Genomic DNA, 17767 nt, shown 5'->3' on the forward strand with positions numbered 1-17767 from the left:
AGGTATAAACAAGTTAAAACAATAAAAAAGGAACTTGTCCATGACATTCAGGACAAGTTCCTTTCTATTTTATATGAATAAACATAAAAAGTAAGCTCCATTCAAAATAAGAATAAGTTTATGTTAAAAAAGTGTTTCCGTTTTCATAAAAATTCTGTTAATCTTTCCATAGATCAATATAGGCTAGCAGTATCGATCTATGATCTATTTGGGATTTTTGGTCAATTGCATTTAGCGTACAGCCATTTGTAGACGCGCCTGCAAATCGGTTGTATAGAAAAAATTAAGCAAAACAAGGAGGATATCATGAAAGAGAAAGCCTTGCAAAAACCAAAGCAAAAGAAAGCAATGTCTAACTATACAATACTACTGATTATTATTGGATTTGTTTATATCCTTTCTATGCTAGTTCCATCCGGTTCCTTTCAGCGAGTAAATGGCAATGTCGATCCTTCAACTTTTACAATTACCCCAAAAATTATTCTTAATCCAATTGATGTTATACTCCAGACTCCTAAAACAGCGTTATCTGCTAGTGGTTCAACGATTATTGCTATGATCGTTGTAGGTGGTGCAATTGGTGTTATAACTGAAAATGGTGCATTAGACGTTGGTATCAATGTCTTAATGAAAAAGTTTAAAAACAAAGTTCTTATTATTATTCCTTTGTTGTTTGCTTACTTTGGCGCACTTGGTATGGTTGGCGTGATGACAGTTTTGCCCTTTATTCCACTGGGTATTGAACTCGCACGCCGTTTAAAAGTAGATAATATTTTTGCAGTTGCTGTACTAGCATTGGGTGCTTATGGTGGTTTTATGGCTTCTCCAATCAGCACGTTTTCCACTGCTGTTGCCCAGGATATTGCACATCTCCCCATTTTCTCAGGTGCAGGACTTCGTTTTACTCTCACCATCGTTCTATTGGCAACAATGGCTGCCTACCTGACATGGTATGCAGCTCGCGTCCGGAAGAATCCCGCTAACAGTGTACTGGAAAAAATTGATTTTGGTGATTCCGCACCCACTGAATTCACTGAAGAACACTTAAGTAAACGCCAAGCACTGTCTCTCGTATTATTCTTCTCAGGATTTATTCTGTTCTCTATCTGTGCTACAAAATTTAAGTTTGGTACCTCTCAGTTAGCTGGTATCATGTTACCTGTTGGCATACTGTGCGGTCTCGTATCTGGTTTCGATTTTGGCAAAACAATGAATGTCATGGTCAGAGGTGCAGCACGTCAGATGCCTTCTATGATGGTCATGATTTTGGCCGCAGGTATTACTACTATTTTGAGTTCGTCCGGCATTTTGGACTCAATCGTTTATTATCTTTCTCAAACACTGATTCATTTCAACAGTGGACTTGCTGCCGTGGCTATGTTTATTGTCAACTCTATTATCAATTTTGCTATTCCTTCCAGCAGTGCACAGGCCGCAACCGTCATGCCAATTATGACGCCTATGTCAGATGTAATCGGTGTCTCTCGCCAAGTCGCTGTTCTAGCCTATCAGCTTGGTGATGGATATACCAACCTGTTGAATCCTGCTAATGGTGCTTTGGCTGCTTGCTTAGCTTTAACACACACCAACTTCAAAGACTGGTTGAAATTAATTCTTCCTGTTTACGGAATCATGTTTGTTGAGTGCTGTGTTGCTTTGTTAATCGCCGTTGCGATTGGTTGGTGTTAATCGCCGTCACGATTGATATAATCATTCACATTCCAAATTTATTTTTTCAAAAACAGTCAGCCTGCTTTTTAGAGTTTAAACAATCCATTATAATTTAAAAAATACCGATACATGAAAGCATCTAAATTTGTGTGGCGCTGCTAGAGAAAGGCGATGTATATCATTAATGCAATCAGTAACACCTGATTCTTTGTGGCAAATGCAATCGATTGTTGCCCCGCACTTTTCGCCAAACGGTCGTTATCTTGCTTACGCCGCTCAACAATATAACAAAGAAAAAAGTATAACTTCTCCCTGCGTTCGGTTACGAAATACGGAAACCGGTGCTTCTGAAGATATAAATGCTCCCGGTATAAACTTAAGCTATTCCTGGACACCTGATAATAATCTAATGTATGTATTGCACCCAGATAAGCAAAGCACTATTTATAGGATCTGGAATCCATGCAACTATGAAACAAAAGATATAAAAGTAAGTACATTTTGTCATGGAAATAGTTTTTGGGGAAATGACAAGCTGGTAGTTTTTACGCGAATTGAAGACCAAAATGAAAAAGATAATCCGATTATTATTGAAAATTATCCATACACATTTAATGGAAAAGGTTGGATGTATGGGCAAGAAGAACGCTTAAGTTTCATTTCTCTAACCGATGGGACTATAACGCATATTACTCCAAAAGGATTTCGAATTGAGCAGACTGTGTGCTTTGGAAATAAGCTTCTGATTGTCGGGTATCGATCAAACTACGTAGGTCTCTCCAAACCTGGATTATACTGTTATGAAAACCCGAATCAAATCGAAGAGTGGATTGCGCCAGGCCGTTTCTACATTAGGCAGCTCTTCTGTTTAAAAGATCAAATTTATTTTGCCGGCAGTACCGGTGAAAAATATGGACGCTATGAGTACAGTGGTTTTTATCATTTTGATTTCCCTAAAAAAAGCATAGAGTTCTTTGCAGAATACGAGGCCAGTGTCGGTGTAAACACTGTAATGGCTGACAGCTTTCCGGATCCAGGTAAAAAGATATGCGTATCAGATGACATGCTCTACTTTATCAGTGCTATAAACAATCAAAGCGGAATTTGTCGGCTAAGTACGGATGGTACAATTACTCCATTTCTGAGCACGGCAGACTCCGTGGAATCTTTGGATGTTTCGCAAGGGCGCATTGCTTACTGTGGTACGAAAAATTTTCGCTCTGCAGAACTCTACCAAATCACCGAATCTGATGAAACTTGCCTTGCACAAGTAAAGCAGCTGTCGGAACAGTACCGCCTGTCTACCCCTGAAGAGATTACTTTTATTGACGCAGATGGTTTCAAAATTCATGGTTGGGTTCTGAAACCCGACAGTTTCCAGAAAGATAAATCGTACCCTGCGGTTCTATGTATTCATGGCGGGCCACGTTGTGCTTACGCCCCCATCTATTTACACGAATTACAATGTATTGCAGCTCAAGGCCGCTTTGTTCTTTATTGTAACCCGCGTGGCAGCGACACCTATGGAAATGAGTTTGGGAATATCAATGGGCGCTACGGAACGGTAGACATGAAAGATCTACTGCAATTTGTAGATGAAGCAATTAAACGTTATCCTCAAATCAATCCAGATCGTTTGGGGGTTAACGGAGGGTCTTATGGCGGTTTTATGGTTAATTGGCTAATTGGTCATAGCAATCGTTTTAAGGCAGCGGTATCACAGCGTTCCATTTCTAATTGGATTTCTCATGAAGCAATCAGTGATATTGGTATGGATTATGTGCGAGATCAGATGGGCGCAAGTCTTCTCGAGGACAATCGTGACCAGCTATGGGAATGTTCCCCGGTGCGTTTTGCCTGTAACGTTACAACACCAACCTTATTTATTCATGGTGATCAAGATATGCGCTGTTCCTTGGCTGAACCCCGGCAAATGTACTATGCTTTGTATCAGCGTCAGATTCCCACAAAGCTTCTAATTTTCAAGGGTGAAAATCATAATTTACTGCGGTCTGGGAAACCCCAAAATCGTATTCGTGCCTTAGAGGAAATTAATCAATGGTTTGAACGGTATCTTTAAAGAACCGAATTGAACAATTTGTAAAGGAGCAAGGCTTTTTGTATAAATTTATCCCTCACGGTGTCTGCTCTCATGAGATCACCTATGATATAGTGGACGGCGTCGTCCGTAATATTCATTTTATAGGCGGATGTGATGGAAATGCAAAGGGTATTTCTGCATTGGCTGAAGGACGTACCCCGGAAGAACTAATTGATCTTTTGCAAGATATTAAATGTAAATCGAAAGACACCTCTTGTCCTGCTCAATTAGCGAAAGCACTGGAGGAAACCTTGGAGCAAAAGAAAGAATAAAACGAAAGGACCCTATGAACCTATATGGAGCAAAATTCACCTACTTATAAAAAATATATCCAAATTTTAAAAGAAGAACTCATCCCCGCAATGGGTTGTACTGAACCAATTTCCATAGCCTATGGAGCTTCTTATGTCAGAGATTTACTGGAAGATCAACCAGACCGATTGGAGATTGAAGTAAGCGGCAATCTAATCAAGAATGCCAAAAGCGTAGTGGTGCCAAATACCAATGGAATGTGCGGTATTGCTGCAGCAGCCGTTGCCGGTGTAATTGCTGGTGTAACAGAAAAGAAGCTCGAAGTCATTAGTCACGTTTCTAAAGAGCAAAAAAAGCAAATTAAAGAATATTTGCAAACGAAAACGGTCCATGTATCACTCAAAAATACCCCATTGACTTTTGACTATCAGATTACCGCATGGAAAGGTAACCATTCAGCAGTGGTTCGTATTGCCAATTTTCATACAAATGTTGTATACGCAGCTCATGATAAAAAAGTCTTTATTGATCGGCCAATAAAAAATAATGCTAAATCAGGACTGACGGATCGAAGTATCCTGAATGTTCGGGACATTCTGGACTTTGCTAACACCGCGGATTTATCTGATCTAGCTGATTGCTTAGATCAGCAGATCGAATACAATTCTGCAATTTCTGCAGAGGGCTTGTCCGGCAATTACGGTACTGGAATCGGAAAACTTTTGCTTTCACGAAATGATGATTCGCTTGATATTCGTGCTCGAGCTGCAGCAGCTGCTGGAAGCGATGCACGTATGAATGGGTGTGAAATGCCAGTTGTAATTGTTTCCGGCAGCGGAAACCAAGGGATTACTGCCTCAGTTCCTGTCATTCAATATGCACTCGCACAATCAGCAAGTAAAGAACAGCTTTTGCGAGCCCTGGCTGTAGCTGACCTTATCACCATCCACCAGAAAACAAGTATCGGCCGACTATCAGCATTTTGCGGAGCTGTCAGTGCTGGAGCCGGTACTGCCGCAGGAATTTGTTATCTGAATGGAGGAGATTATGCTTTGATATCTGATACCATTATAAATACCTTAGCTGTATCTTCCGGAATGGTATGTGATGGTGCAAAATCGTCTTGTGCAGCAAAAATCGCATTAGCGGTTGAAGCAGGATTAACCGGATATCAGATGGCATTAAATCATCGCCGTTTTCCAGCAGGAGATGGCATGGTCGCTTCTGATTTGGAAACAACAATCCAAAATATCGGCGATCTCGCTCATGATGGTATGAAAGAAACTGATCGAGAAATTCTTCATATTATGACACACTAAAAAATAAAGTTCCCGACATCCTTGTCAAAAGCATGATGCCGGGACTTTTATTATTTATTTTAACTGTCGGAGAGGGAATTATACCAATGAAGCAGCGTTCAAATTTTATAATTGATTTAAGTCAAGGCCCTATTTTGAGCCAGCTTGTTTATTTTTCATTCCCGCTTCTTTTGGGTAATCTGTTTCAGCAACTTTATAATTCTATGGATTTTTTGATTGTCGGCCGAGTATGTGGAAGCACAGCACAGGCCGCAGTCAGTGCATCTACTTCCATCGTGAATTTGCTGATCAGTTTTACTCAAGGTTTTGCCGTTGGTGCTAGTATCGTAATTTCGCTTCATTTTGGAGCAAAATTATACGACCAAATGCGTCGCAGTATCCACACCGCAGTCGTTTTGGGAATAGGATTGGGTATAATTTCAACAACCATGGGCTTCGTATTTAGTCATCCTATTTTAACAATGATACAAACGCCGCCTGAAGCTTTGGAAGAAGCAACTGAATATTTTCAGATCATTTCCATAGGATTGTTCTTTATGGTTATGTATAACATGGGCAGTGGGATTTTCCGCTCCCTTGGTGACAACCGTCACCCTTTATACAGTTTAATTTTATCAGTAATTCTAAATACTGTTCTGGATTTAGTTTTTGTTGCAGGGTTTCATATGGGAGTTCGAGGCGCCGCCGTTGCAACGGTTATTGCACAGGGTGCAAGCGTAACCGGAGAATTTTGGGTGCTTTTCCACACCGACGAATCTTACCGCTTAAATTGGAATGAATTAAAAGTGGATAAAAAGCAACTTCGTGCAATCTTAAAGAACGCATTTCCAAGCGCTTTTCAAAACTGCATTATATCCTTATCAAACGTCGTTGTCCAGGCTAATATAAATCAATTTGGAGAACTGGCTATGGCGGGTTTTGGCTCGTATTCAAAGCTTGCTAGTTTTGCAGTGTTACCCGCTACTAGTATGTCTCTTTCACTAACAACGTTTGTTAGCCAGAACCGTGGGGCAAAACAATATGATCGCACCAAAAAAGGAGTGCATTATGGGCTAATACTGATTAGTGCAATTACCATGGGAATCGGCTTAGGAATGGTCGTATTTGGACGGCCTCTGGTTGGTTTGTTCAATCCTGATTCAGCCGTAATTGAGTATGGAATTATGATGTGCCAACGTGCAGGACCATTCCTGATTCTTTTGGGACTTTCTCATGCGTTGACTGGTGCTTTGCGTGGTGCTGGTTATGCAAAAATCCCTCTGTTTGTGCTCGCAATCAGTTGGTGCCTAATAAGGGTGATCTGGATCCTCGGATTGGGCCTTATTTGGAATGATATTCGAGTTGTTTATTGGGCGTATCCAGTCACCTGGTTATGCAGTACCGTCATTTTATTTATCTTTTACCACAAAATATATGGAGAAATGAAGTCAGATGAGAGCAGCACGGACAGTGAAGTGCCTTCGGGCAATATGCGCCATATCAAACATTTCATATCCTCGTTACAGCACCGCTCTTAAAGAAAACAGTATCTCACTAAATCCCCCCCGAAATAACCTCACCTACTAAGACATAAAATAAAAAGATTTCGGTACATCAGACGAAAAAGCGTCCATAGAATCGTGATTTTGTTAGCCCTATTTTATGGCACTTTTGCTGTTTTCCCTTTGATATAAAAGCTTTTTTATTCTCCTTAATAATCATCAAAGCACTTATTTGTAAACATCAGCTCTCTTCGCCATACTTTTTACAAATGAACTCAGAGTAAAAATTAAAATGATACTAAAAATCCGTATTTATCAATCTAATTAGATAGACCTTACTATTAAAAAATTAAGCGGACACTTCTTTAGTGCCCGCCATTTTTATATCTGTTACTAGACTGAATTTTTGAATTTACTTATTTACTGTCGCCACCTGATTTTGATATTTTTTTAATCGGAAAAAGAATTCCAGTTTCCAATTCTTCTGGTGATTTCACACTGTTTTCGTCTTTTAGATATCGTTCAATCGCAGGCCCACAGATTTTATATTCGGGATGATCAGTAACCCACGAGCACAAAGCGCTGTAAGCATAGTGGATTTCTTCATATGGCCCGACATATGTTGTAGCAGCGCAGAGTTGCGCCGGGATTTCACAGATATCAGGGCCCTCCCCTGCAACTTCAACCTGAGCTTCCACATCCATGTTTTCATAAGAAAATTCTTCTCCATGATAAAGTAACTGGGTTACGCCGACACGTTTTAGCCCGCGCTTTTGCATTTCCTGTTTCAACTCCTGAAACAGCCCATGAACTTCACCAATATTAATTTTCCTTCGAATACCAAAAACCCGCTGCGGCGAAGTCTCCATGATAATAACATCACATTTTTCCTGCATAAATTCCGATTCCTCCATTTTCATCAGATCATCTTCCATATGGCGGAGTGTTTTTCTCATATCATTCAGTTCTTCATAAGCTTTTAACACACGGCAGTGTATCTTCTGCGCTAAAGCTTCCCGCGAAAGTGGAAGCATATCCCGAATTTCGGAGAGAGAGAACCCATACTGCTTTAGGCTTTCAATCTTAAGTAAAGTTTTTAGCTGCTGTGCATCATAGTAACGGTATCCGTTTTCTTTGCCCATGTGAACAGGACAAAGCAGACCCATATTGTCGTAATAGCGCAGCATGCGAGAAGAAACATGAGACAGTTTTGAAAATTCGCCAATTGTAAGCATTTCGATCTCCTATAATTTTGTGAACCGGTTCATTGCTTACAGCATACACCTTAACACTGTGATAAGGTCAACAAGTTTTTTAATTTTTTTATTTTTCCCTTTTTTTGCGCCGTCAGCATGGAATGAAAACTCGTTCGCTACCGCTTATCTTGTTTATACTTATACGGCTTCAAAAACATAGGAATATTCAAGTATTATACTTATCTTATTGTACCCAATCATGCACTTACCATAAAATGTTCAATGATTTTTTTGAAAGAGGCACCAATCAGAAAAAGCAGAAAAGCATAGCACTTCCCTCAGAGCAATCGTTGAATTCTAACTACAGAGTCTGTTCTTATCAAAGTATATGCCAACCACCAAAAGTTTCGTTTCGATAAACAATTATTCATCACGATATTTCCGAGCATTCACACAACGTTTAACCCAATAAACCACACAAGTTATGATCATACAAATAGCCGTTACGATATGTCCTAGTGAATCGGAAAAGGTGCCATTTTTTAAAAGATATTCTTTTCCTATAAAAATTGAAAAGAGTGTTGATCCCAATATAAATAGACCTGCCAGTCCATAGATACTCAAAATAGTTTTTCCGATTGACGAATTTACATTTTCGTAGGCATCCTTTGTTATTAGCAGAATAAAGCAAACAGTGATCGGAATCCAAATTGAAATTAAAAACAGTGAAAATGAGTTGATCGAAACTCCGCACACATCTGTGAGAAGGTATGCAGCACAAGTGGTAATAATCGCAGTCAAAAACCCAACTTGAAATGCCTTTCCTCTATCGAGTATCTGTTTTTCGTCAAACTGACATTTGTTTCTCATCTAATTTTCCTCCCCAAAAAGCCCATCAAGCGATTCATCTAACACTTTGCAGATTGCGCGGCAGAGTTTAATTGTTGGATTATAGGTACCCTGCTCTATTGCATTCATAGTTTGCCTTGATATCCCTACAGCAGCAGCTAATTCGGTTTGCGTCATATCTTTTTTCGCACGTGCAACTTTTATCGATATATTCCTCGCCATATGCTCACCTCATTTCACATGATATAATATAGGTTACTTATTGTCAATTATATGTGACATATTTTAATGTAATTTACTGAAATATAAGAATTACTTTGTAAAATTGAAAACTGATATTGAGCAAAATTGCATGGATAAAAATTTAAAAGAAATCGTTTCACAGTTACTACTTAATTTGAATCGACGATTCATTCATAGCTCAACGTACCCTCATCAATAAAAGAAGCAACATGAAAGGTTTCAAAACCTGCATGTTGCTTCTTGAATAACTTATCGCAAATTATAAATTTATGTATTAGAGACTTTTCGCTCTTTTTTGCTTTCACTACGAACAAGCTCAATAAAATAGGCAAAGTATGGACTCATATTGGGCGTACGGTCATCCCAATAAGGGCCGGTCAAACGTTCCGGATGAAATTGAGTTCCTAAAATAAGTCCAGATTCATGTTCATATGCTTCGATAATTCCTTCTGAGGAAAAAGCAGTCGCTTTTAATCCGCGGCCAAGTTTTCTCACCGCTTGATGATGAGTACTGTTCACATTAAATTCTGTCCCGAACAGTTTTGCAAGTATGGACCCCTCACAGGCATGAACAGGGTGTCGTAATTGAGGATCAAAATGGCAAAGTCCCTTTTGAGCCACTAAATCCTGATACAAATCGCCGCCAAGCAATACATTAATTATCTGAAAGCCCCGACAAATCGCCATAATTGGTTTTTTTCTTTTTAAAAATGACGCAGCTAGCTTCATCTCAAAAGAATCACGCAACGCGTTGACTTTTACTGTTTCATTCAAAACATCCTCACCATAGAACATCGGAGATAAATCATCCCCTCCAATTAACAAAAGAGCATCACAAAAATCCGCCATCTCCTCTGGGCAGTTTTCGCTGCAAAGTAACGGAAGTCCACCCGCTTCAGCAATTGCATCGGGATAACTTTTCGGACTGGCAATCCAACGCAATGGGCTACCTTCCCGATAAATACCATCTGTCGAAACACAAATTGAAGGATATGAGTTCATAATGATTACCTCTTTTTACATATTTCAATATAAAAACTAATATTCAATAACATTGGTATGATTATTTTGTAACAGTAATTAGCGTGTACTTGCAGTCATAAATAATATTTAGTTGGTCATAAAATAAATTCTTAAGCACAAAACCAATAAAAAGCACGGAAATGGAGATAATTCCATAACCGTGCCTTTTGTTATTTTCCGCCTATCAATGCAGTACTCAACTTATTATTTTCTAAGGATTCTCTTCAGGGATTCAACATCCAATAGATTTACCGTCTCAAATTTTCCTTTATAAAAAACTGCCCAATTATTAAAAACGCAGGGCAATTCCTTCGCTTTCTGCAGCGTATCCACTTGAATAAAAGACGCGGAAACATTATTTGTTTCACAATACTGCTTAATCGTTTCAATCTTTTGATAGATATAAGGACATTGCATATCATAATAAATGGTCAAATCTTCACTCTGAATCTTTAGGGTTTTCGCATTTTGCGCAAACCTCGGCGTTGTCCCATCAAAAGAAAGTGCAAGAAGGTTATATCCACTGTTGGTCGTATCCACAATTTCAAAACCAAACTTTTTCGCAAAGGATTGGTCTGAAAGCCAGGCCTTTTGTTTAGCTGCTCCCAGCATGCAAACGCCGGATTTTCCCTTCTGTTTGGCATCAGCCAAACAATATTCCATCAGTGCTCTCCCATACCCTTTTCCCTTGTAACTGCCCAAGACCCATAGGCAATACAGATATTCATAATTATCACCGATAATGGGAACCCAAGCCGTTTCAAGAGGCGCATATTCAATAAAAACAGTCGCCTTGGCATTGAGCTTTCGAAAGACATGGCCTTCCTTAAGTCGCTCAGAAAGCCATTTCCGCTTTGCCTCAACACCCGGATGCAGCTTTTTGCTGCGGATAATACAGCATAAATGCTCACTCGCAAGGTTTTCTGGTGTTAAATTTAAAAAATCCATACTAAAGTTTTCCATTCTTTTCCTCACTGCAAAATTAATTTCGACCAATCTGACTGTTTAAATCCGGCAGAGCTTCCTTGTTTCACAGCTTGCTTTGAAACAGCAGTTTTCGTTTCCACTTAATCATAGTCCTGATGATTTCCACCTTATAAATATCATTCAGTTCCAAGATCCGTGCAAAGACTACTTTCGTATCACTGCACTGTTCATCCAAAGTATAGTCATATTCTATAATCTTTTCTTTTTAAGTGAAAATAAGCTCACTAGAACTCCTATCAGTACTACAAAAAATGCGGAACGGTCACTGACCGCTCCGCATTTGCACATTGTGACTGATTTAAAAGATCTGACCTGATAACTTCAGCTTTTCCTTTTGGGGAAACTTGGCGTCGAAATCTTCGGCTTCTTTTTCATCCACAAAATATCCCTCCGGATCTTTGTAGACACCTGAAACGCCGTTTAAAAAGCCAGGTTTCAGCTCACAGATCAAAAAATAAGGGACCTCGGCCTCACGCGGTTCGGCATAATAATGAATGCCCTTTGTACTTGCAACCGTAAAACCGGATTTGCCATAAAAGTTAATATTGCCGGTAATAGCAAGTGCCCCCACGCCTAACTTCCTGGCCTCATTCATGGAGTAGCGCAACAGAATAGTCCCATAGCCCTTGCGTTTACACTCTGGTGCAATGCTGATAGGTCCAAAGGTCATAATGGGAATGACTCTGCCATCATCAGCGCAAATTTCAGAACGAACATACATTATATGCCCAATCAGCTTTCCGTTCTGTTCCATCACAAAATCCAGCTCGGGGACAAAATCCGGTCTGCTGCGAAAAGTGTGCAAGACATAATGCTCCAAACACCCAGGACGGTAAACATTCCAAAACGCTTCGCGCGTCAGATTTTCGGCATTGTTATAATCGCTTTTGGTTTCCAAACGAATCGTGTACTTATTTTGCATAATTTTTCCTCCTAAAATTGATTGCTTTCAACTCTGGGAGGTTCGAGATATGTTCAGCAAACCTCCCGGTCAGCCGACAATCTCCAAGGTGTTGTTTTTCAAACAGCAGTCTCCTTAAATATTGTATTTGATAAAGCTTCTGCTCTAACACGGTTTATTATAGCGCCATAAAATTTAGAACGCAAGGGGTAATTATTATAATGAAGTATTTACGATTCAATTTATTTGTGCGATCAGCATATCCAATTGGGTTCGACCAGCGCAAGGGCTGTAACGCATCGGACCCGCGAGTCAGGATTCTGAAGAAGCAGCAAAAGAAAGCTCCTGCTGCTTCGCCTGACCGCACACAATGAGATTCATGGCGGAATTTGTTCTACTGTAATGTCGTCATAATAGTCAATTAATCATCTTCCCTCATGCTTCATTTCCCCTCACTTGATATAAAAATTTTAATGCGCTAAAGTGGAGTTTACAAAACAGAGCATCAAAAGCGAGGATTAAAATTTTTTGATGCTATATGATAATCGCAGGAAGGTGAAAAAATGGAATGGCTAAAGAATTTGAGCAAAGCCATCGACTACATCGAAAAGAACTTAGCCGGTAAGATTTCCTATGAAGAAGCTGCCAAAATCGCATGCTGCTCCACCTACTATTTCGAGCGGATATTTTCCTATGTAACTGGTATTTCGTTATCCGAATACATCAGGCGGCGGAGAATGACACAGGCGGCGTTTGACTTGCAGATGACAGACAGCAAAGTCCTTGATGTGGCACTCAAATACGGTTACACTTCCCCCACCTCTTTCAACCGTGCATTTCAGAGTGTGCATGGAATTTCCCCGATCTCTGCAAAAGCACAGGGAAGCGTATTGCATGCATATCCGCCTATTCGCTTTTCAGTCAAAATTACGGGAGGTAATGTTATGCCCTATCGGGTCGAAGAAAAAAAGGCCATGCGCATTGTAGGCATCCGTATTCCGCTCACATTAGATATGGAAGAAAACAAAAGAAACGTCCCGCCTTTCTGGGAAAAAGCATTAAAAAGCAGCCAATTTCTGGAAATCTGCCATCTGTCAAACCAGTCCCCACAAGGTGTGCTGGGAATTACCGCATGTCAAAGCCCCAACAAAATTTATTATTACATAGGGGCCGCAACCGATCAGCCTGTGCCAAAAGAAATGTTTGAGTATGAAATTCCGGCGGCGACATGGGTGATTTTTGAGAGCGACGGGTATTTTAAAGAATCCATTCAAAGCATTTTCAGGCGCTTTCTTACAGAGTGGCTTCCATTTTCAGGTTATACTTATGCAGAACTGCCGGATATTGAAGTCTATCCGATCAGCGAGGAAAGGCCACGGGCAGGGCACTCCGAAGTTTGGATTGCAGTAAAAAAAGAAAAGGAGAATTGAGAAAGTGGATTACCAGATTGAAATTAGAACTATTGAATCGGTTCGTGTTGCGTTCCTGCACTACAAAGGGATTGCCACCGAGGCAAATCAGTTTTTCCCTAGTGTTTTTAAGTCAATTCAGGGGAAATCAAACGGTGCGTCGTTTTTCTGCTACTATGTAATGAACCCAAAAACGAAAATAGGAGAAATGGATTTATGCGTACCAACTAAGGAAACTCCAATCGGCAATGGAATTGAAGTAAAAGAAGTCCCTTCTGTCAAGGCGGTATGCACCACGCATACCGGCCCATATGAAACCTTATCTCATGCTTATGAAGCAATCAGCCAATATGCCGCAGAGCATGAGCTGCAATTACAACCACCGTTCCGTGAGGTTTACATCAAAGGTCCCGGAATGTTTTTGAAAGGGAACCCAAATAAGTACATCACAGAAATTCAGTTTCCGATCAGGGAGGATTAAAATGATCGCTATCAGCGTTAAAGACCTTGTAAAAAAATATAAGAACGGAGTACAGGCGTTGGATGGCCTTACTTTGACGGTGAATGAAGGCGAAATTTTTTCTCTGCTGGGACCAAACGGCGCAGGAAAATCGACTCTTATCAACATACTGACCACTTTTCTGTGTCCTACATCCGGCAGCGTGATTCTATTGGGAAAAGATGCAACCCATGAGGCGGCTGCAATCCGCACACAAATTTCTTGCGTGGCGCAGCGCACTTCCATTGATTCACACCTGTCTCTTACGGAAAACATGATGTTTCAAAGCAGACTTTATCGGATACCGAAGTCGGAAGCGCAAAAGCACATGAAATCGTTAATTTCTCACTTTGGTTTGGAACGGTATTTAAAATATCCGGTTTCGTCTTACTCCGGCGGAGTAAAACGGAGGCTTGATATTGCGCTTAATATGATGTCTAAGCCAAAAATCCTGTTTTTGGACGAACCGACTGTCGGCATGGATATTAGGTCCCGCATGGCAATGTGGGATATGGTAAAGAAAATCAGAAACGACTTTGGCACTACGATTTTTTTAACAACTCACTATCTGGAAGAAGCCAATCAACTAAGCGATACCATCTGCATCATGAAAAGCGGAAAAGAGGTTATAGAGGGTTCTCCGAATACTCTTCGAGAGTACTTACGTCAGGATATGCTGACAATCAACTTTCCATCGAAAGAAGAAGCCAAAAACTGTTTTGGCCCATTAAAAAGCGTGATCAAATTGAAAGAATCGGATTTGCGCCATGATAAAATTATCACCAGTCTAAAAAATGGTCACGTGGATTTGGAAAAAGCAAACCGGTGGTTGCTTAATCATGATATTCCTTTCCTTGGTATTGAAATCACGCAGCCCACTCTGGAAGACGTTTTTATCAGGTTAACCGGTGAAGAGATGTAAAGGAGGCCAGTTGATGGACGTTTTAACTTTACTTAAACGAGATATAAAGTGGCGTTTCCACAACGCCTTCACGATCGTGATTACCATTTTACAGCCTATGCTTTGGCTGGTTTTATACAGTGCTGTCGCCGGACAAGCGATGCAGGGCATTGGAATTCAAAACTATACGGCTTTTATTCTCCCCGGACTGATTCTATTGGTATGCTTCGGAACTTGCAGCAGCAGCGGCATTATGAATTACCTTATGAAAACAGACGGTAGTTTCTACCGGATACTGATTGCTCCAGTTCAAAGAAGTTCGATCGTTCTTGGTCAGGTATTGGAAGCGGTATTATGTACCTTTCTTGAAGTCGCCATTATGTGCGTTGTCAGCCTGTTTTTCTCGGTAAAAATCGCTTCGGGATTTTCTGGACTGCTTATCATTATTTTGCTTGTCTTTTTGACGGCTTTCTTTATGGCAGGATTAACTTATGCAATCAGTCTTTGCCTTCCCAATGAATTCCTTTATGAAACCGTAATGAATGCGATTGTTTTGCCGATCTTTTTTCTCAGCACAGCGCTATTTCCAGAAGATAAATTATCCGGTGGACTTAAAATTGCAGTCAATCTGAACCCGTTTACTCACGTAATCAATGTCTTACGGGATCTAATCTTACAGGGAAATATTGTTATCCATGATGTAATTTTAGCCATTCTTTTACTTGCCATTCTGTGCCTGATCAGCTTTTCATGGGCATTGCACAGATTAAAAAAAGAGACAAGTCTATAGTGCAAACAATCTTCTCAGCAGAAAAGGGTCACTGTTATGGCGGTAAATGTTCAGAAAGCACGGGCTGAAGAATCTTTTCCAATTTTTTCTTGTCTATCTTTTTGAGAAGAAGGGGGCCAACAAAAGCACCGCAAATTGTACCGATCGTCAACAGCCCTACGAGTTGCCAATCGATACTTCCTATCCCAAGATGTGTGATAAAACCAGTAACTGCTATGCCAAATAGCACAAGCACTGAAGTTCCTACAGCTTCAAGGGCCTGACATCCAAGGATCATAAGTCCTGCGATAATAGGACCGCCTCCGCTAAGACCAACAAGTCCAGACATAATTCCACCAAGCAGACCAAAACAAACGGCTTTTATAGTGTTGGATCTCTTATGGAGCTGACTGACATCCTCGCTATTTTCCTTTTTGTGCTTATTCTTTATGCATGAGACAAGCATTTGTACTGCCAGTAACAACAGAATAATTCCGGTCAATTTATTATATAGGTTCTGCGGCAGAAACCCTGAACATAGGGAACCTACAATAGACCCAACCACACCGCCAATTAACATCGTAAGTCCAAAGCGCCAGTTTACATTTCCAGCCTTCCGCAACCAATTACGATTATGTACATATTCCACCTCTGTTATTTCGCTGCAAAAGCATATGATCTTCTGACTTTATATTTCTTCTCGCTTTTGCTCGCATTAAAGACTACCATTATTTTTATAAAGATAGTGTTAAGATCCATAAAGGCAGTATTAATACTTTATAAAGACCGGACAAAACTGATTTTTTATTGGCCTTGAACCGCCTTTTTTCAGTAAAAGACCGACAATCAAAAATTGTCGGTCTTTTACTTTGCTTATCTTTATGAAAATTTGAACGAACAACCACCTATGCTCAAAATATAACCACTTATTCAAAAATATTGGAATTTAAATCATACATTCATTATACTAGAAACGTACGAAAGCGGTGAGCAGATGGAAATAGAAATTAAAGTAGATAACTCCTGCAAAGAACCTAAAATCATCGTTATGACAAATGAGGTAACAGAGGAAATCAATAATCTCGTTAAGAGGATTTCGCAAGTAGCACCACAAATGATGATTGGATTTCGAGAAGGTGGTGCTGAGATCATAGAACAGGAAAAAATCAGCCGAATCTATGCTGAAAATGGAAAGGTCTTTGCCATTGCAGATGGGAATACGTATACCCTGCGATTGCGCTTGTATGAGCTCGAGGAACGACTAAACAAAAACTACTTCGTCCGAATTTCAAATTCGGAAATTATTAATTTGAAAAAGGTCAAGAATTTTGATCTTCGTTTGACTGGCACCATTTGTGTGAAGTTAGACGATGGTACCGTTACCTACGTATCACGTCGATTTGTCACCAAAATCAAACAGATACTTGGAATATGAGGTGAATAAAATGAAGAAAAAAACGAAATTTGCTCTTTCTTGCTTTCTCGGTGCAACGCTCGGTTTAACAATTGCTGTGATTATAACAATCATCATTTCAGTAACTCTTCATGATGGCAAATATTATGCAGTTCCCCCGGAATTAATCAGTACTTGTGGGAACGAAATAAATGCTGTAATAATTCAAACAATTCTTTCGCTGTTTTATGGAGCCGTATGGGGTGGAGCCTCTTGGATTTGGAGTATTGACCACTGGAGCATTCTGCGGCAAACCATTACACATTTGGTTGTCTGTTCAACAGCAACTCTTCCAATTGCATATTTCGCCTACTGGATGCCTCATAATGTCAAAGGGATTTTGATCTATTTTGGTATTTTCTTTGTCATCTATCTGATTATTTGGATTTTTCAGTATTTAAGTACGAAAAAACGATTACAACAGATAAATGAGAAGCTTCATAACAATTATGACAAGAAACACGAAATCTGACAGTCATTTGATCTCTTTAATTTTTAACGTAAATACTACTCTCGATCTACTTTTAATGAAACCTTAATTTTACTAGGTTCGTGTCATAACGCTCACACTGCTGGCAAAGCCGTCCAATTTGACGGCTTTGCTTTTTCTCGGCTTTTTTTCATTTATTTTTTAAGTTCACTTTTTGGCAAATAGAATAATACAAAGGCTACAATGACAGGTCATCCGATTTAATCGATAGAGGGGTAAGTAA

18 protein-coding genes are annotated in these 17767 nt (G+C 39.9%); 11 read left to right on the forward strand and 7 right to left on the reverse strand.

Features of this window, described 5'->3' with window-relative positions:
- Positions 1–306: 306 nt before the first annotated feature.
- The 5 genes from OP489_RS09810 (at position 307) to OP489_RS09830 (ending at position 6860) form a co-directional block, all read left to right on the forward strand.
- Positions 307–1689 (forward strand): YfcC family protein, encoded by a 1383-nt coding sequence (locus OP489_RS09810; protein ID WP_266161806.1) that lies wholly within the window; start codon positions 307–309, stop codon positions 1687–1689.
- Positions 1690–1855: 166 nt separating this feature from the next.
- The gene (locus tag OP489_RS09815) at positions 1856–3751 is read left to right on the forward strand and encodes an alpha/beta hydrolase family protein (RefSeq protein ID WP_266161807.1); all 1896 of its coding nucleotides are present in this window, start codon (positions 1856–1858) and stop codon (positions 3749–3751) included.
- A 38-nt stretch (positions 3752–3789) separates the two neighbouring features.
- Positions 3790–4044: a TIGR03905 family TSCPD domain-containing protein gene (locus tag OP489_RS09820; RefSeq protein WP_180340155.1), complete on the forward strand. Its 255-nt coding sequence runs from the start codon at positions 3790–3792 to the stop codon at positions 4042–4044.
- 24 nt (positions 4045–4068) lie between these two features.
- Positions 4069–5343, forward strand: coding sequence for a serine dehydratase subunit alpha family protein (locus tag OP489_RS09825; protein ID WP_266161808.1), 1275 nt, complete (start codon positions 4069–4071; stop codon positions 5341–5343).
- 86 nt (positions 5344–5429) lie between these two features.
- Positions 5430–6860, forward strand: a complete 1431-nt coding sequence (locus OP489_RS09830; RefSeq protein ID WP_266161809.1) for an MATE family efflux transporter — start codon at positions 5430–5432, stop codon at positions 6858–6860.
- Positions 6861–7240: 380 nt separating this feature from the next.
- Here the strand turns inward: OP489_RS09830 and OP489_RS09835 are convergent, their stop codons facing one another.
- From OP489_RS09835 to OP489_RS09860, 6 genes are all read right to left on the reverse strand, one after another.
- On the reverse strand, positions 7241–8059 hold the full coding sequence (locus OP489_RS09835; RefSeq protein WP_266161810.1) for a MerR family transcriptional regulator: 819 nt from the start codon (positions 8057–8059) through the stop codon (positions 7241–7243).
- Between the two features lie 384 nt (positions 8060–8443).
- Positions 8444–8890, reverse strand: a complete 447-nt coding sequence (locus tag OP489_RS09840) for a hypothetical protein (RefSeq protein WP_266161812.1) — start codon at positions 8888–8890, stop codon at positions 8444–8446.
- Positions 8891–9091 (reverse strand): helix-turn-helix transcriptional regulator, encoded by a 201-nt coding sequence (locus tag OP489_RS09845; protein ID WP_266161813.1) that lies wholly within the window; start codon positions 9089–9091, stop codon positions 8891–8893.
- 288 nt (positions 9092–9379) lie between these two features.
- Positions 9380–10114, reverse strand: a complete 735-nt coding sequence (locus tag OP489_RS09850) for a gamma-glutamyl-gamma-aminobutyrate hydrolase family protein (protein WP_266161814.1) — start codon at positions 10112–10114, stop codon at positions 9380–9382.
- A 225-nt stretch (positions 10115–10339) separates the two neighbouring features.
- Positions 10340–11098 (reverse strand): GNAT family N-acetyltransferase, encoded by a 759-nt coding sequence (locus OP489_RS09855; RefSeq protein WP_266161815.1) that lies wholly within the window; start codon positions 11096–11098, stop codon positions 10340–10342.
- Positions 11099–11420: 322 nt separating this feature from the next.
- Positions 11421–12044, reverse strand: a complete 624-nt coding sequence (locus OP489_RS09860; RefSeq protein ID WP_266161816.1) for a GNAT family N-acetyltransferase — start codon at positions 12042–12044, stop codon at positions 11421–11423.
- A 542-nt stretch (positions 12045–12586) separates the two neighbouring features.
- On the opposite strand from OP489_RS09860, the gene OP489_RS09865 reads away from it, so the two are divergent.
- Genes OP489_RS09865 through OP489_RS09880 form a run of 4 tightly spaced genes read left to right on the forward strand, consistent with a single transcriptional unit; the run spans position 12587 to position 15622 of the window.
- The gene (locus OP489_RS09865) at positions 12587–13453 is read left to right on the forward strand and encodes an AraC family transcriptional regulator (RefSeq protein ID WP_266161817.1); all 867 of its coding nucleotides are present in this window, start codon (positions 12587–12589) and stop codon (positions 13451–13453) included.
- 4 nt (positions 13454–13457) lie between these two features.
- Positions 13458–13913: a GyrI-like domain-containing protein gene (locus OP489_RS09870; RefSeq protein WP_266161818.1), complete on the forward strand. Its 456-nt coding sequence runs from the start codon at positions 13458–13460 to the stop codon at positions 13911–13913.
- 1 nt (position 13914) lies between these two features.
- Positions 13915–14853 (forward strand): ABC transporter ATP-binding protein, encoded by a 939-nt coding sequence (locus tag OP489_RS09875; RefSeq protein ID WP_266161819.1) that lies wholly within the window; start codon positions 13915–13917, stop codon positions 14851–14853.
- Positions 14854–14866: 13 nt separating this feature from the next.
- Positions 14867–15622 (forward strand): ABC transporter permease, encoded by a 756-nt coding sequence (locus tag OP489_RS09880; RefSeq protein ID WP_266161820.1) that lies wholly within the window; start codon positions 14867–14869, stop codon positions 15620–15622.
- Between the two features lie 34 nt (positions 15623–15656).
- Here OP489_RS09880 and OP489_RS09885 read toward each other — a convergent pair whose 3' ends face one another.
- Positions 15657–16250 (reverse strand): sulfite exporter TauE/SafE family protein, encoded by a 594-nt coding sequence (locus tag OP489_RS09885; protein ID WP_266161821.1) that lies wholly within the window; start codon positions 16248–16250, stop codon positions 15657–15659.
- A gap of 345 nt (positions 16251–16595) precedes the next feature.
- Between OP489_RS09885 and OP489_RS09890 the strand changes: the two genes are divergently transcribed.
- Both OP489_RS09890 and OP489_RS09895 read left to right on the forward strand, forming a co-directional pair.
- Positions 16596–17036: a LytTR family DNA-binding domain-containing protein gene (locus OP489_RS09890; RefSeq protein WP_266161822.1), complete on the forward strand. Its 441-nt coding sequence runs from the start codon at positions 16596–16598 to the stop codon at positions 17034–17036.
- Positions 17037–17046: 10 nt separating this feature from the next.
- Complete coding sequence (locus tag OP489_RS09895; protein WP_266161823.1) at positions 17047–17526, forward strand: DUF3021 domain-containing protein; 480 nt, start codon at positions 17047–17049, stop codon at positions 17524–17526.
- Positions 17527–17767: the final 241 nt, after the last annotated feature.

It is taken from the genome of Caproicibacterium sp. BJN0003, assembly GCF_026314295.1.
GTDB lineage: Bacteria > Bacillota > Clostridia > Oscillospirales > Acutalibacteraceae > Caproicibacterium.